Raw genomic sequence first — 14,132 nt, forward strand, 5'->3', positions numbered from 1 at the left:
TCGTGATTTTGTTGATTTACGCCGCTATGTCGTTTATTTGATATGGCACAATAGAGGAACTATTGCATTCATGGAGTAAAGCTTGTGTTGGATAAACTGCGTTCCAAACTGGTTCACTTTGGCCCGTCGATGATGAGCGTGCCGGTTAAGCTGGCGCCATTTGCCCTCAAGCGCCAGGTGCTGGAACAGGTATTAAGCTGGCAATTTCGCCAGGCGCTGGCGGATGGGGAACTGGAGTTTCTCGAGGGGCGCTGGTTAAGTATTCATGTGCGCGACATCGGCCTGCTGTGGTATACCTCGGTGGTGGACGGTCGTCTGGTGGTCAGCCCTGCGGCTGAAGCGGACGTTAGCTTCAGCGCCGACGCCAGCGACCTGCTGATGATCGCGGCGCGTAAGCAGGATCCGGATACGCTGTTCTTCCAGCGTCGCCTGGTTATCGAAGGCGATACCGAGCTGGGACTGTATGTAAAAAACCTGATGGATGCCATTGAGCTGGAGCAGATGCCAAAGGCGCTGCGTATTATGCTGCTGCAGCTGGCGGACTTTGTTGAAGCTGGCCTGAAAGGCCCGCAGAAACCTGAACAGACATCGGTAGGTGAGGCATGCTGATTCGAGTAGAGATTGGGATTGATGCGCCGGGTATCGATGCTCTATTGCGTCGTACCTTCGGCGGCGACGCGGAAGCGCAGCTGGTGCACAGTCTTCGTGAAGATGGCCTGATCACGCTGGGCGTGGTGGCGACGGATGACGAAGGTCAGGTCGTAGGCTACGTGGCCTTTAGCCCGGTCGCCGTCGAAGGCGAAGAGCTGCAGTGGGTTGGACTGGCTCCGCTGGCGGTCGATGAAAGCTACCGCGGTCAGGGCATCGGGCGTCAGCTGGTCTATGAAGGGCTCGATTCCCTGAACGAGTTTGGCTATGCCGCCGTCGTGACGCTTGGCGATCCGGCGCTGTATGGCCGTCTGGGCTTTGAACCCGCGGCGCGTTTCGATCTGCGCTGCCGCTGGCCCGATAGCGCTGAGGCTTTCCAGGTGCATCGTCTGGCCGATGACGCGCTGAACGGCGTGAGCGGGCTGGTCGAATATAGCGACCACTTTAATCGCTTCTGAGGCTTTCCAGCAGCGCCTCAAATGAACCGTCCCCGGCAACGAGGCGCTCTTTCTGGCGCTTCGTTAGCTGCTTAATACGATACTCAAGCCGCAACGCTAGTGAGCGTTCACCAACTTCCTGACTGAAGGCCAGCTCAAGCTCGCCTTTTCCACGCAGCGCTTTCGCGCCCTTGCCAGTCTGGTGCTGGCAAAAGCGGCGTGAAACATCGGTGGTAATCCCGGTATAAAGGCGATTATCGGCGGTACGAATCAGATAGAGAAACCAGCACACGGTACAGAGGTCGCTATGTTAAGGTGTGAGCACCATAACATACTGGAGAGTAAAGATGGATACGCTCGCCGCGATCGGCCGCTGGCTGGGTAAGCAGCACGTCGTGACCTGGTGCGTCGCCCGCGATGATGAGCTGTGGTGCGCCAATGCTTTTTACGTTTATGACCCGGAGAAGGTCGCATTTTATCTGCTCAGCGATGAAAAAACGCGCCACGGCCAAATGACCGGGGAAAGCGCCAACGTGGCCGGGACGGTCAACGGCCAGCCAAAGAGCGTGGCGCTGATCCGCGGCGTACAGTTCAAAGGTAAAATTCGCCGCCTCGCCGGGGAAGAAGAGGCGGCGATGCGCAAGCGCTACGTCAGCCGTTTTCCGGTGGCCCGCATGCTATCGGCGCCAGTCTGGGAGATTCGTCCCGATGAGATCAAGTTCACCGATAACACGCTGGGCTTTGGGAAAAAGCTGCACTGGCTGCGCGAATCAGGCGCCGAGCAGGCGTAAGGCTTCACGATTAAAGGCCGGCAGGTCGTCCGGGGTTCTGCTGGTCACCAGCTGTTCGTTGTCGATCACCACTTCCTGGTCATAGAATTCGCCACCGGCGTTTTTCACGTCGACTACGATAGGCTTCACGGCCGTCAGTTTACGCCCGCGAATCACATCAGCGCTAATCAACAGCTGCGGGCCATGGCAGATGGCGAAGACCGGTTTGCCGCTATTGACAAAATCGCGGGTGAAGGTGACAAAGCGTTCGTCGCCGCGCAGCGAGTCCGGTGAATATCCGCCCGGCAGCAGCAGGGCGTCGAAGTCGGCAGGGCTGACGTCATCAATGGCTTTATCGATAACGACTTCAGCTTCCCCTTTTTTTCCTTTTACCTTCTTCCCCGCCTGTTTTTCAATGGTCACCACCTTGTGTCCGGCCAGACGGTAGGCGTCCGCGGGTGAGGTGAACTCCGAGTCTTCAAAGTCGTCGGTAATTAAAACGGCTATCTTCTTACTCATTCTTCCTCCAGTGTTTCGGTGTGGAATGAGGCATTTCCCTGATGATGATGGATAATTACCTCGTAGAGTATTAAGTCTGGAACATGAGGCTGGGATCGCAACATAGAAAAATCTGCAAAGGAGTTTCGATGAGTCAGGTACTGTTAACGGGGGCAACCGGGTTAGTTGGTGGTCACTTACTGCGAATGCTACTCAACGCACCGGATATTAAGTCCATTGCTGCGCCCACGCGTCGGCCGCTGAGCGATATCTCCGGCGTATTTAACCCGCACGATCCGCAGCTCACGGATGCGCTGGCGCAGGTGGTCGATCCGGTCGATATTGTTTTCTGCTGCCTGGGGACCACCCGCCGGGAAGCGGGAAGCAAAGAGGCGTTTGTGCATGCCGATTATACGCTGGTCATTGATACCGCGCTGGTGGGGAAAAAGCTGGGCGCGCAGCATATGCTGGTGGTCAGCGCGATGGGGGCGAACGCGCATTCCCCCTTTTTCTATAATCGGGTAAAAGGCGAGATGGAAGAGGCGCTGATTGCGCAGCAGTGGCCGAGGTTGACGATTGCCCGTCCATCAATGCTGGTAGGCGAGCGCGAAAAAAAACGCGCCGGCGAGACGCTCCTTGCGCCGCTTTTTAGCCTGCTGCCGGGAAACCTGAAATCGATAGACGCGCGGGACGTGGCAAGCGCGCTACTCGCGGAGGCGCTCTCGCCCGCGCAGGAAGGCGTCCGCATTCTCTCCTCGTCGCAGCTGCGCGAGAGGGCCGCGCGCGCGGGGGATTACTGATTTCCAAAGTTTCCCCGGAGGCGTAGTATTCATGTCCTCAATTTATCATGACACTCCCTGGGGAATGCTATGGCTGGTCAGTCTTCATCTCAGGCGGCAGCACCGTTTCAATGGTGGAAGCCCGCGCTGTTTTTTCTCGTCGTTATCGTTGGTCTGTGGTTCGTTAAATGGCAGCCCTATTACGGCAAAGCCTTTACCGCCGCTGAGACGCACAGTATCGGCAAATCCATTCTTGCAAATAGCGATGCGAATCCTTTCGCTGCGGCCTGGGATTACGCGCTGGTCTATTTCCTGGCGGTATGGAAAGCGGCGGTATTAGGCGTGCTGCTGGGATCGCTCATTCAGGTGCTGATCCCGCGTGACTGGCTGCGGCGCACGTTAGGGCAATCGCGTTTTCGCGGTACGCTGCTGGGGACCGCATTCTCTCTACCGGGGATGATGTGCACCTGCTGCGCCGCGCCGGTGGCTGCGGGAATGCGTAAACAGCAGGTATCCATGGGCGGCGCGCTGGCATTCTGGCTGGGCAATCCGCTGCTCAACCCGGCGACGCTGGTGTTTATGGGCTTCGTGCTGGGCTGGCAGTTTGCGCTGATTCGCCTGCTGGCGGGACTGGCGACCGTACTGGTGGTCGCCACGCTGGTTCAGAAATGGGTGAAAGAAGCGGCGACGCAGCCGGTTCCCGTGCCTGAAATGTCGGTCACAACGGGGCAGGACGGCTTCTTCAGCCGCTGGCTGCGCGCGCTGTGGACGCTGTTCTGGAATACCATCCCGGTTTATATTCTGGCGGTTCTGGTGCTGGGCGCTGCGCGGGTGTGGCTATTCCCTCACGCCGATGGCGTGGTGGAGAATACGCTGTTCTGGGTGATTGCCATGGCGATTGCCGGCTGCCTGTTTGTGATACCGACGGCGGCGGAGATCCCGATTGTGCAGACCATGATGCTGGCAGGAATGGGCATGGCACCCGCGCTGGCGCTGCTGATTACGCTGCCTGCTGTCAGCGTACCGTCACTGATTATGCTGCGTAAAGCGTTCCCGGCGAAGGCGCTGTGGCTGACCGGTGGGCTGGTGGCGCTGTGCGGCGCGGTGGTTGGGGGCGTTGCTTTACTCTGATGATCTTCCCGGAGGCGGCGCTGCGCGCCTGTCCGGGCTACCGGCCCACAGCCAACGGTGAACCCGTAGCCCGGCTCAGCGTAGCGCAGGCCGGGAGGCAGAGACGCTTACTTGATATAGGTAAAGGCGGTGGTGACGCGAGACACGCCGCTCACCCGGCTGGCGATATCCGCCGCCGCGCGTCCTTCACGGTCGGTGACCAGACCCATCAGGAACACTTCACCGTTTTCGGTTGTCACCTTCACGTTGGAGGATTTCACCTGGTCGGTACCCAGCAGCTGGGAGCGGACTTTGGTGGTGATCCAGGTATCCGAAGACGCGGTTCCTAAGCCGATCGGCTGGCCCTGACGCACTTCGTTAAACACCTCCGTCGTACCTTCTACGCCCATAGCGATTTGCTTCGCACGCGCGGAGAGATCGGACGTTGGGGACTGCCCGGTCAGCAGAACTTTGCCCTGGTAGGCGGTCACGTTGATGCGGGCCTGTTTCTTAATTTGTTCATCTTTCGACAGCGCGCTGTTAACGCGCAGCTCCAGCGTGCTGTCGTCCACCTGAGTACCTACCGTACGCGGGTCCGTCGCGGCTTTAGTGCCGACTGCTGCCGTTCCGACTACCGCAGCAGCAACGCATCCCTGAAGCAGTAGCGCAGACAGCAGAATGGCGAGGGGCGAGAGAGCCTTCATGTGTTCTCCTTAATCGTCCTGGTGTGGAAAAAGCGTGTTATCGATCAAATCGCACAGACAGTTGACGGTGAGCATGTGCATTTCCTGAATTCGCGCGCTGCGATGCGACGGAATGCGGATTTCGACGTCCTGCTGCCCTAACAGGCCAGCCAGTTCACCGCCGTCATAACCGGTTAACGCCACGATAGTCATATCGCGGGTGACCGCCGCTTCCACGGCTTTCACGATGTCCCGGCTGTTGCCGCGCGTAGAAATCGCCAGCAGCACGTCGCCGGCGTGTCCCAACGCTCGCACCTGCTTAGCATAGATTTCGTCATGCAGGCGATCGTTGGCAATTGCGGTTAAGACCACATTATCGGTATTTAGTGCAATGGCGGGTAAACCAGGACGCTCTGTTTCAAAACGGTTAATCATACTGGCAGCAAAATGCTGTGCGTTGGCGGCGGAAGTGCCATTACCACAACAGAGGATTTTGTTGCCGTTCAGCAGCGACTGAACGAGCGTCATCGCCGCACGGGAGATGGCGTCCGGGAGTGCTTCCGCTGCTGCAATTTGGGTTTGAATGCTTTCGGTGAAGCAGGCTTTGATTCTGTCGAGCACGGGATCCCTTAATTCGTTTACGCTATTCGCCAAAGGCGTTTTTTAGCCATTGGATGTCGTTTCCGGTGAAGGCTACCACATCGAAACGGCAATCCACAGTCTCAAAGCTCCCATTCTGTCGGCAGAGCCACAGACGCGCGGCTTTGAGCAGTCTTTGTTGCTTTTGCGGCGTCACGCTGGAGGCGGCATCGCCGTAGTTTGCGCTGCGACGATAGCGTACTTCGACAAAGACGGTGACGCTGCCGTCGCGCATGATGAGGTCTATCTCGCCGCCGCGCTCGCGGACGTTGGCGGCGATAAAACGCAGACCCTGGCTCTCCAGCCAGCGGCGCGCCTGGGTTTCCCAGGCATCGCCGGTCTGTTTACTTAGTTGGCCGCGACGATTTGCCCACCCTGGTATTTGAGCCATGACAGTTTCCTGTTGATCACGCAATCCTGCGTGGCCGTGAGATCGCCGGTATTGCCGTTCAGCTCAAAGCCGGGAACCTGGCGCATCTGCGAGAAATGGTTGGCAAGGGACCAGGCGTCGGCGCCCATGGCGTACAGGCGCGCCAGCGAGTAGTCGTTACGAACGGCGGCCAGCGCCTGCTGCTGCAGGGCAGGGTTACTTCCCGCCAGCATCGGGATCTCGCTATATTGCAGACCTTCCATCTCCAGACGGAAGTCCGGTCCGGAAGTCCCCTGGGCGCTGCGGGAGCTGGCGTAGAGCGTCACGCCGCTCTGGCTGCCGTTACGCAGGGCGATCATCGGTTTGATGTAAGCGATTTGTTCCGGCGTGGCCAGGATATACGCGGCGTCGACGCCGCCGGTGCTGCTGACCGGCACATCGCTCGGGCTACCCAGGGCGCTGTCCTGCGCTGACGGCAGGGTTGAGACCGGCGTACCGCTTAGCGAAATACCGCTGTTGACGCTGCCGCGCAGCTCGGCGGTGGAGCCCAGGCGCTGTTGCAGGACGGTACCGCCCCCCAGCTTCAGCCACTCGTTGGCGAAGGCGGTAACCACCCGATCGCCCAGGGCGCCGCGAGGCACCAGCAGCAGCGGAGTCTGTTTGCCCTGATCGTGAATGTGATGCGCCGCGTCGCGGGCTTCATCTTCCGGCGAGAGGGCGAAATAGCAGATATTGGCCCGGCTTTCGACTTTTTCCGGCTGATTGAGCGCCAGCACGTTCAGCGAGGTATTGCTCTTGATGACATCTTCGACATTATCTTTCAGCAGCGGACCGACGACGATGGTCGCGCCATCCTGCTGCACCTGGGCCAGCAGCTGGCTCATTGGCTGAGCGGTGGTGTCGTAGATTTTCAGTTCTGCGGAAGGGTTGGCTGGCGTTGCGGCGACGGCCTGAGCCTGCGGCGCTTCCGCCGGCTGGCTGGTGGCCTCCGGCGTCGGGGCTTGTACTGCCGCCGGCGCGGTGACCGGCGCCGCGGTTTGCGCCTGGTCGGCCGCTGGGGCCTGTACCGGGGTCTGAGCGTTATTGGTGGTCGTCAGATCGGTGACCTCCGCCTGCGATGGGCTGACTACGGCGCTTTCGGCAACGTTCGCCGCCTGGGCGACCTGGGCGGGTACTGCGCTTCCTGCAACGGCAGGCGCGCCGTTCTTCGCCGCTTCAAAGCCCTGCTGGATCGTGCGGCCAAAAATCGCCGCCTGGCCGTTTAACGGCAGCAGCAGGGCGATTTTATTGGTCGATGCGGCCTGGTAGTTCTGCATATTCACTAACTGCGTCGGCAGCATTTTCGCCCCCGGGTTTTGCGGGTAGCGAGTCTGCCAGTCTTTCACTCCCGCCTTGAGCATCGTCGGATCGCTGCGGTTATCAAACCACATGCGCTGCAGATCCAGCCAGCCCTGCAGGACGTTCTCATCGGCGTTAATGACCAGCGCGTTGGCCTGATCTTTGGTCATGGCGGTGAGCGCTTTCCAGGTCGCGTCGATGTTTTTCTGCTTTTGCGCAGGCAGGCTTAACAGCGACTGTTGGGCAATCAGGGCCCGCAACAGGTTCAGCGAAGGTTGACCCTGGCTGGCGTCAATTTGCGCCTGCCAGTAGCGGGGCAGCTGGTTCTCCTCAAGGCTTGCCGGGTCGAGCTTGCTGAGCAGCGTCTGCGCGCCCTGGAAATCGTTCTGCGCCAGCTTCACTTCCACCGCCAGCAGCGACCTTTCGCGGCTTTGCGCACCGTTGAGATTAGACGGTAGCTGGTTGAACAGGTCGATCGCCTGCGGTTTCTTACCTTCCTTCAGCAGTGCACGAATGGCGAGTAATTGCCAGTTGGTCTTGCTATCATTCGTGCTTTGCTGCATCTGTTGCAGATAGTAACTGGAGTCTGCCTGGGCCGTACCCTGCAAATACGCCGTACTTTGATCCGGAGTATGGGTACCGCAGCCGGCAAAGATCAGCGCGGCCAGCAGTACGGGCAGACAACGCACGGGTTTAGAACGAAGAAATGTTGACGGTACCATATGTGTCCAGTGATATTTTTTTGGCTCAATGCTCAATATTAATTCGGCAATACGGACGAGACAATGAAACAACACGAATCAGCAGATAATTCTCAGGGACAGCTCTATATTGTGCCCACTCCGATAGGGAATCTGTCTGATATCACGCAACGCGCGCTGGAAGTGTTGCAAGCCGTTGATTTAGTTGCAGCGGAAGATACCCGCCATACCGGTTTGCTGCTGCAGCATTTTGCTATCAACGCCCGTTTATTCGCGCTTCATGACCACAACGAGCAGCAAAAGGCGGAAACGCTGGTCGCGAAGCTTAAAGCGGGGCAAAACATCGCGCTGGTTTCCGACGCCGGAACGCCGCTGATTAACGATCCCGGCTATCATCTGGTGCGCACCTGCCGTGAAGCTAATATTCGCGTGGTGCCTCTGCCCGGCCCCTGTGCGGCGATTGCGGCGCTGAGCGCGGCGGGTCTGCCTTCGGATCGCTTCTGCTATGAAGGCTTTTTGCCTGCCAAATCCAAAGGGCGTCGTGACACGCTGAAGGCGCTGGAAGAAGAGCCGCGGACGATTATTTTTTATGAGTCGACCCACCGCCTGCTGGAAAGCCTGGAAGATATCTGCACGGTATTGGGCGAGTCTCGCTACGTGGTGCTGGCGCGGGAGCTGACCAAAACCTGGGAATCGATTCACGGAGCGCCGATCGGCGAGCTGCTGGCATGGGTGAAAGAGGACGAAAATCGCCGTAAAGGCGAGATGGTGCTGATCGTAGAAGGTTTTAAAGCGCAGGAAGAGGCGCTGCCGGCGGTAGCGCTGCGTACGCTGGCCCTGCTGCAGGCTGAGCTGCCGCTGAAAAAAGCCGCCGCGCTGGCTGCGGAAATCCACGGCGTGAAGAAAAACGCCCTGTATAAGTATGCCCTGGAGCAGCAGGGAGACTAATCTCATGAGTCATTACCAGCCGCCGTTTAGCATTACTCCTGCCATTCTCAATCTGGTTGTTGAGATTGGTGAGCTGTTAGGGCACTGGTCAGCTCAAACGGGACGAGCCTCCCCCCTTCTGCGAAAAGAGAATCGTATTCGTACGATTCAGGCGTCGCTGGCGATAGAGCATAACAGCCTGAGTACCGATCAGGTCACTGCGCTAGTGGAGGGTAAACGTGTTCTTGCGCCAGCAAAAGATATTCAGGAAGTGAGAAACGCTCTTCTGGCATATGAAAAAATGCCTACATGGAAAAGCCACCGGTTAACCGATCTTTTGACCGCCCACCGGACGCTGATGATAGGGCTGGTTGATAACCCTGGCCAGCTGCGTGACGGAGATGTCGGGATCTTCCGGGATACCCGACTGGTTCATATGGCTCCCCCCGCCTCTCAGGTCGAGCGTTTGATAAACGAGTTGCTGCTATGGCTGAAAGTCACTGACATTCATCCGCTTATCGCTGGAGCTGTCTTCCACTACGAATTTGAGTTTATCCATCCATTTGCCGATGGTAATGGCCGAATGGGACGCCTGTGGCAAACCTTAATTCTTAGCCAATGGCGCGCGGAGCTTGCCTGGCTACCAGTTGAAACGTTGATGCATTATCAGCAGGAGCGCTATTACCAGGTTTTAGGGATGTGTGATAGCCAGAGTGACAGCACGCCGTTTATTGAATTTATGCTGGAAAATATGGTTATCGCGTTGAAAGATGGCATGGGGCAAACAGCTTCTCTGTCGGAAGAAATGTCGGAAGAAATGTCGGAAGAAAAAGTGGAAATGCTGGCGGCCGTTGAGGAACGGATCCTCAAGCTTTTGTCTAAAGAACCCACGCGCACCGCGAAAGACATGGCTCAGGAAATAGATGTTTCTGCCAGAACCGTTGAGCGGTATCTGAAGACGCTGCAGCAAAAGGGAAGATTACAGCGGACCGGCGCAAAAAAAAGGGGAGCCTGGCGCATTCTTTAGCGGGTTATCAGCGTACAAAACGTGATGGTCAATAGGGCAGATGTCACCGCATCTGCCTTATTTTCTATACGATGTGTAACTCAATCCCGGTACTTTTTAATGCCTTCCGATGTTCTTCATTTATTTCGCTGTCGGTAATCACGCAGTTTATTTTCTCCATCGGTAGAACCTGATTGAACCCGCGGCGATTGAATTTGCTGGCGTCCAGCACGGCAATTACTTTATGTGCCGCGGCGGCCATGACGCCGCTGATGGAGTAACCTTCGTTGAAGGTGGTGATGCCGTTGGTGGTATCGATGCCGTCTGCGCCGACGAACATCAGATCGGCGCTGATGCCCTGGAGTGAACGTTCGGCGATGGTGCCGTGCATGGAGTGTGTTTTGTGGCGTACGGTGCCGCCGCAGACCACCAGGGTGATATCTTTGTTTTCGGATAGCGTGAACGCCGCGGGCAGGCTGTTGGTAATCACCGTAATATTGGTCATACGTACCAGCGCCTCGGCAATCAGTAGGGTAGTGCTGCCGCTATCCAGGATCACCGTCATGCCTTCGCTAATCATCGCCGCCGCGGCCTGGGCTATCCGTTTTTTCGGATCGCTGGCCAACTGATAACGATCTTCAAGTACCACTTCCAGATTATCTCCTTCGGTCAAATTGCTGCCGGGCCTTGCGGCACCGCCGTGAAAGCGGGTGAGTAATCCTTTTTCTTCCAGCAAACGGAGATCGGCCCGGATCGTCACTTCGGAGATGCCAAAGAGATTCGAAAGGTCCAGCACCAATACGCTACCCTGCGTATTGACCATTTCGACAATTTTGTTCCTTCGCTCGAATGAGTTCATATTAATTTGCCTGATAATTAACTGATCTTAGTGTAATCGAAGGGTAATGAAAGTTGAACGATAATTTTCGAAAGGTTATGTGAGCCAGCTCTGATTGCTGGCTCAGTTGGTCAGGAGAGTTTAAGCAGGATTTTCCCCTGCATCGGCGCACCGTTGAGCGCCTGGACTTCGCGGGCAAAGCTTTCGGCATCGCCGATGTGGGTGATAAGCGGGGCAAGCTGAATGCGTTTTTCCGTCAGCAGGCGAACCGCCGTTTGCCACTCTTTTCCCGGCCACGGGCCCGAGTAGTTCATCCAGCTGCCGACAATAGTCAGCTCTTTTCGAAGAATCTGGCCAAAGGTGGCGAAAGGCAGCGTTAAGTCATGGTGCAAGGTACCCACCAGCGCCAGCTGCGCGCGCGGTCCGGCGACCTCAATGCCCAGCGCCACGGTTTGCGGCGTACCGGCGGTTTCCAGCACCAGCTGGTCGAACTGAATCTCTTCCAGCGCCGTTTGAATCTGTTTGCCGCTCATCTCCTTGCTGTTAAAGACGTGCGTTGCGCCGAGCGTTTTTGCCAGCGCCAGCTTCTGCGGGTTGATATCGATTGCCGTAATGCTTTTGGCGCCCAGTTCGCGGGCGCACTGCAACGCCAGCAAACCAATTGTGCCTGCGCCAATAATAATGACGTTTTTCCCTTCGCAGCCCTGAGCCAGATGGAAGGCGTGCAGGCCGACGGTCATCGGTTCAATAAACGCGCCGTCATCAATCGGCATCTGGTCCGGCAGACGGAACAGGTTGGCGCGTTTGACCACCACGTACTGCGCATTTCCGCCTTCGCTGCGCGAACCGACAAACTGGTACTGTTTGCAGAGAGAGAAGTATTCGCGCTGGCACTGGGGGCAGTTAAAACAGGGGAGCAGAGGCACGCAGGCTACCGCGTCGCCCGGCTGCAGGTCGGTCACCGCTGAGCCGTAAGATTCAACATAGCCGCTGAACTCATGACCCAGGGTGATGGGATAGTAGTGGGCGCCTTTGGCGAAGATGCGCGGAATATCAGAACCGCACAATCCGGAGCTGACGACTTTGACCAGGACATCGTTTTCCGTTTGTAGAGTCGGTATCGGGCGTTCTTCAACGCGCACTGTCCCCTCAGCATGGATAACCACTGATTGCATAATATTCTCCAGAAATGTCCGGGGGAGCGAATGCTCCCCCTTGAGATTAAGAAACGCTCGGGCTTTGCTGCGCGGCGGTTGCTTTCTCTGCGGCGGCGAAGCTGCGCGCCCGACGCCACGTCAACAGCACGCCGGCAACATAGATGACGCCGATAACCACAAAACCCACCACGTTTTGCCAGGTGAAGAGCTGAATGAGCAGCCAGGTAACCGGTGAACCGCCCTGGTCCATAGAGGCCACAAGGCCGCCTGTCTTCAGAGCCCCGGCGTTAGCCGCCAGCTGGGTATGCAGGCCGATGGTCTGCGTGGCAATCCATAGCGTTATCCCCATCAGGATGATCCCGGAAATCAGCGTGCGGAACAGGTTCCCCTGGTGTACCGCCACCGCCATGGCGACGAAGAATCCAATGGTCGCGAGATCGCCGAACGGCAGGACCTGGTTGCCCGGCACCACAACCGCGATCAGAATAGTTAGCGGAATAAAGATCAGGCTGGCCGATACGACCGAGGTATGACCAAGCAGTAGCGCCGGATCGAGGCCAATCAGGAAATCCTGGCCGCCAAACTTCGCCTGCAGACGTTTACGCGCCTGTTTGGCAATCGGGTTCAGGCCATCCATGATGGGTTTGATGACGCGCGGCATCAGCAGCATTACGGCCGCGGTTTTCACCGCCAGTTGGAGGATGCCCTTCAGGTCGTAGCCCGCCAGCGCGCCGATGACCAGACCCATTACAAAACCGACGGTGACCGGTTCGCCAAACGGACCGAAGCGTTTCTGGATGTCGTCAGCGCTGAAGTGGATGCGGTTCAGGCCGGGAATTTTTTCGATAATCGTATCGACCAGCACCGCTATCGGCCCTAAATACGCCGAGCTACCGTGCGGAATAGCAATACCATCGAGGCCGAAAAAGTCGCGGGTATCCTTCGCAAACCAGTCGCCGAGCTTGTAGACGAAAGCCGCATGCACCACTACGCCAAGAATCCCAATCCAGTAAGAACCGGTCGCGATATGCAGCATTGCGCCGGTAAAGGTCATATGCCAGATGTTCCAGATGTCGACGTTCACGACGCGAGTCATTCGGGTGACCAGCATGAAGATGTTGACCGCGATGGCGATGGGAATCGCCACCAGCGCGATTTGCGATGCCCAGGTCATCGGCGACGACCCCGGCCAGCCAATATCAATCACGTGCAGGTTAATCTGGAAATGCTCCGCCATCGCTTTCGCCGCCGGGCCGATAGAGTCGAGCATCAGGCCGATGACCAGGCCGATACCGACGAAACCAATCCCGATATGCAGGCCTGATTTAAAACAGTCCCCGAGCTTCATCCCCAGTATTTTGGAGAAGATGATGATCACGATCGGCAGCATCACCGTTGGACCAAGGTCGAGGATATAACGCATGATTTCGCTAAACATGGGCGTTACTCCGTCAGGATGTTCAGGATTTTTTGCTGCAGTTCTTCAATGCCTACGCCAGAAATGAAAGGCATACCGTGAACCACCGGAATGTCGCCAAATGTTCTGTCAACCCGGGCGGTGGTGCAGATGAGGTGCGCGCCGTCCATATAGGTTTCGATTTCATTCACCCGGCACTGCACCAGCTCCAGCTCGATGCTGTGGTCCGCGCACAGATCTTTGATCTCTTCTGCGGCCATGGTCGAGGTGGCGACAGCGCCGCCACAGGCGACGATTACTTTACGTTTCATAGGGTACCCCTTTTATTATCAGTCTGTTATAAAGCCTGAGCGCTGGGCTCTGTCTCAAGGATAGAGTGCCGAAACAGCTCGGGCAGCTGCTCCTGTGAGGCAGCCAGCAATGCTTCAAGCGTATTCGGGTTCTGTAGCTCACTAAATAACCGGCGCAGCAGCTGTAGCTGTGCAGTCGGATTTTCTACAATCAGCGCGATGATTAACGAAACGTCGATTTCGCCGTCGTCGTCAGCACGCTGAAAAGGGACCGGGTTGTCCGGGCGAATCAGGTAGATAGCCGGAGACTTCGCATGTACTGCTTCGCAGTGGGGAATCGCGACCGCGTGCTGCTCCAGCGCAATGCCGGTGGGGAAAGTTGCTTCTCGTTCGAGCAGCGCCAGTGGATAGCTGTCGTGCACAACGCCGCGCGCCAGCATCTCTTCGCCAATGTGCTCCAGCGCCTGCCGGCTGGAACTAAAATGAATGCCGGTACGAACAAACAATTGACTCATAAATCCTCT

Annotated in this window: 18 protein-coding genes; 7 read left to right on the top strand and 11 right to left on the bottom strand. The window is 57.3% G+C overall.

All coding sequences use genetic code 11. The features are described from left to right. Nucleotides 1-84: 84 nt before the first annotated feature. Nucleotides 85-609 (top strand): ubiquinone anaerobic biosynthesis accessory factor UbiT, encoded by a 525-nt coding sequence (ubiT, locus tag JLG71_RS02965; RefSeq protein ID WP_004854523.1) that lies wholly within the window; start codon nucleotides 85-87, stop codon nucleotides 607-609. Further along, complete coding sequence (locus JLG71_RS02970; protein ID WP_004125592.1) at nucleotides 603-1,106, top strand: GNAT family N-acetyltransferase; 504 nt, start codon at nucleotides 603-605, stop codon at nucleotides 1,104-1,106. The genes ubiT and JLG71_RS02970 overlap by 7 nt, the downstream gene beginning before the upstream one ends. On the opposite strand, the gene JLG71_RS02975 is transcribed toward JLG71_RS02970, so the two are convergent. Continuing rightward, complete coding sequence (locus tag JLG71_RS02975) at nucleotides 1,093-1,377, bottom strand: GIY-YIG nuclease family protein (protein ID WP_004854522.1); 285 nt, start codon at nucleotides 1,375-1,377, stop codon at nucleotides 1,093-1,095. The genes JLG71_RS02970 and JLG71_RS02975 overlap by 14 nt on opposite strands. 55 nt (nucleotides 1,378-1,432) lie before the next feature. Here JLG71_RS02975 and JLG71_RS02980 point away from each other — a divergent pair, with 55 nt between their 5' ends. Continuing rightward, on the top strand, nucleotides 1,433-1,876 hold the full coding sequence (locus JLG71_RS02980; protein WP_032751462.1) for a YhbP family protein: 444 nt from the start codon (nucleotides 1,433-1,435) through the stop codon (nucleotides 1,874-1,876). On the opposite strand, the gene JLG71_RS02985 is transcribed toward JLG71_RS02980, so the two are convergent. Beyond that, complete coding sequence (locus JLG71_RS02985) at nucleotides 1,856-2,374, bottom strand: type 1 glutamine amidotransferase domain-containing protein (protein WP_004854517.1); 519 nt, start codon at nucleotides 2,372-2,374, stop codon at nucleotides 1,856-1,858. The two genes, JLG71_RS02980 and JLG71_RS02985, sit on opposite strands and share 21 nt — an antisense overlap. A gap of 128 nt (nucleotides 2,375-2,502) precedes the next feature. Here JLG71_RS02985 and JLG71_RS02990 point away from each other — a divergent pair, with 128 nt between their 5' ends. Continuing rightward, nucleotides 2,503-3,153 carry an NAD(P)H-binding protein gene (locus tag JLG71_RS02990; protein ID WP_032751460.1) on the top strand — a complete coding sequence of 217 codons (651 nt, stop codon included), beginning with the start codon at nucleotides 2,503-2,505 and terminating at the stop codon, nucleotides 3,151-3,153. Nucleotides 3,154-3,222: 69 nt separating this feature from the next. Then, nucleotides 3,223-4,263, top strand: coding sequence for a permease (locus tag JLG71_RS02995; protein WP_032720217.1), 1,041 nt, complete (start codon nucleotides 3,223-3,225; stop codon nucleotides 4,261-4,263). 107 nt (nucleotides 4,264-4,370) lie between these two features. On the opposite strand, the gene dolP is transcribed toward JLG71_RS02995, so the two are convergent. The 4 genes from dolP to JLG71_RS03015 are packed head-to-tail and all read right to left on the bottom strand — an operon-like array spanning nucleotide 4,371 to nucleotide 7,994. Then, nucleotides 4,371-4,946 (bottom strand): division/outer membrane stress-associated lipid-binding lipoprotein, encoded by a 576-nt coding sequence (gene dolP / locus JLG71_RS03000; protein WP_004125578.1) that lies wholly within the window; start codon nucleotides 4,944-4,946, stop codon nucleotides 4,371-4,373. Nucleotides 4,947-4,955: 9 nt separating this feature from the next. Further along, nucleotides 4,956-5,546, bottom strand: a complete 591-nt coding sequence (gene diaA, locus JLG71_RS03005; RefSeq protein WP_002918211.1) for a DnaA initiator-associating protein DiaA — start codon at nucleotides 5,544-5,546, stop codon at nucleotides 4,956-4,958. 22 nt (nucleotides 5,547-5,568) lie between these two features. Continuing rightward, entirely contained in the window at nucleotides 5,569-5,955 is a 387-nt protein-coding gene (locus JLG71_RS03010; RefSeq protein ID WP_014226966.1) for a YraN family protein, read from the bottom strand. Beyond that, nucleotides 5,913-7,994 (bottom strand): penicillin-binding protein activator, encoded by a 2,082-nt coding sequence (locus JLG71_RS03015; RefSeq protein ID WP_088167669.1) that lies wholly within the window; start codon nucleotides 7,992-7,994, stop codon nucleotides 5,913-5,915. The genes JLG71_RS03010 and JLG71_RS03015 overlap by 43 nt, the downstream gene beginning before the upstream one ends. A gap of 63 nt (nucleotides 7,995-8,057) precedes the next feature. On the opposite strand from JLG71_RS03015, the gene rsmI reads away from it, so the two are divergent. Together rsmI and JLG71_RS03025 are read left to right on the top strand one after the other, a co-directional pair. Continuing rightward, a complete protein-coding gene (gene rsmI / locus JLG71_RS03020; protein WP_032720219.1) occupies nucleotides 8,058-8,921 on the top strand; it encodes a 16S rRNA (cytidine(1402)-2'-O)-methyltransferase in 864 nt (287 codons plus the stop codon). 4 nt (nucleotides 8,922-8,925) lie between these two features. Then, nucleotides 8,926-9,927, top strand: coding sequence for a Fic family protein (locus JLG71_RS03025; RefSeq protein WP_049079966.1), 1,002 nt, complete (start codon nucleotides 8,926-8,928; stop codon nucleotides 9,925-9,927). A gap of 64 nt (nucleotides 9,928-9,991) precedes the next feature. Here the strand turns inward: JLG71_RS03025 and JLG71_RS03030 are convergent, their stop codons facing one another. From JLG71_RS03030 to gatA, 5 genes are all read right to left on the bottom strand, one after another. Beyond that, complete coding sequence (locus tag JLG71_RS03030; RefSeq protein ID WP_049079965.1) at nucleotides 9,992-10,765, bottom strand: DeoR/GlpR family DNA-binding transcription regulator; 774 nt, start codon at nucleotides 10,763-10,765, stop codon at nucleotides 9,992-9,994. Nucleotides 10,766-10,875: 110 nt separating this feature from the next. Further along, the gene (gatD, locus tag JLG71_RS03035; protein WP_014226961.1) at nucleotides 10,876-11,919 is read right to left on the bottom strand and encodes a galactitol-1-phosphate 5-dehydrogenase; all 1,044 of its coding nucleotides are present in this window, start codon (nucleotides 11,917-11,919) and stop codon (nucleotides 10,876-10,878) included. Nucleotides 11,920-11,965: 46 nt separating this feature from the next. Then, complete coding sequence (locus JLG71_RS03040; protein ID WP_017145366.1) at nucleotides 11,966-13,339, bottom strand: galactitol-specific PTS transporter subunit IIC; 1,374 nt, start codon at nucleotides 13,337-13,339, stop codon at nucleotides 11,966-11,968. Between the two features lie 5 nt (nucleotides 13,340-13,344). Then, nucleotides 13,345-13,629, bottom strand: a complete 285-nt coding sequence (gatB, locus tag JLG71_RS03045) for a PTS galactitol transporter subunit IIB (protein WP_049082260.1) — start codon at nucleotides 13,627-13,629, stop codon at nucleotides 13,345-13,347. Between the two features lie 26 nt (nucleotides 13,630-13,655). Next, nucleotides 13,656-14,123 carry a PTS galactitol transporter subunit IIA gene (gatA, locus tag JLG71_RS03050; protein WP_049082259.1) on the bottom strand — a complete coding sequence of 156 codons (468 nt, stop codon included), beginning with the start codon at nucleotides 14,121-14,123 and terminating at the stop codon, nucleotides 13,656-13,658. Between the last annotated feature and the right edge of the window lie 9 nt (nucleotides 14,124-14,132).

The organism is Klebsiella michiganensis, from assembly GCF_015139575.1.
Lineage (GTDB): Bacteria > Pseudomonadota > Gammaproteobacteria > Enterobacterales > Enterobacteriaceae > Klebsiella > Klebsiella michiganensis.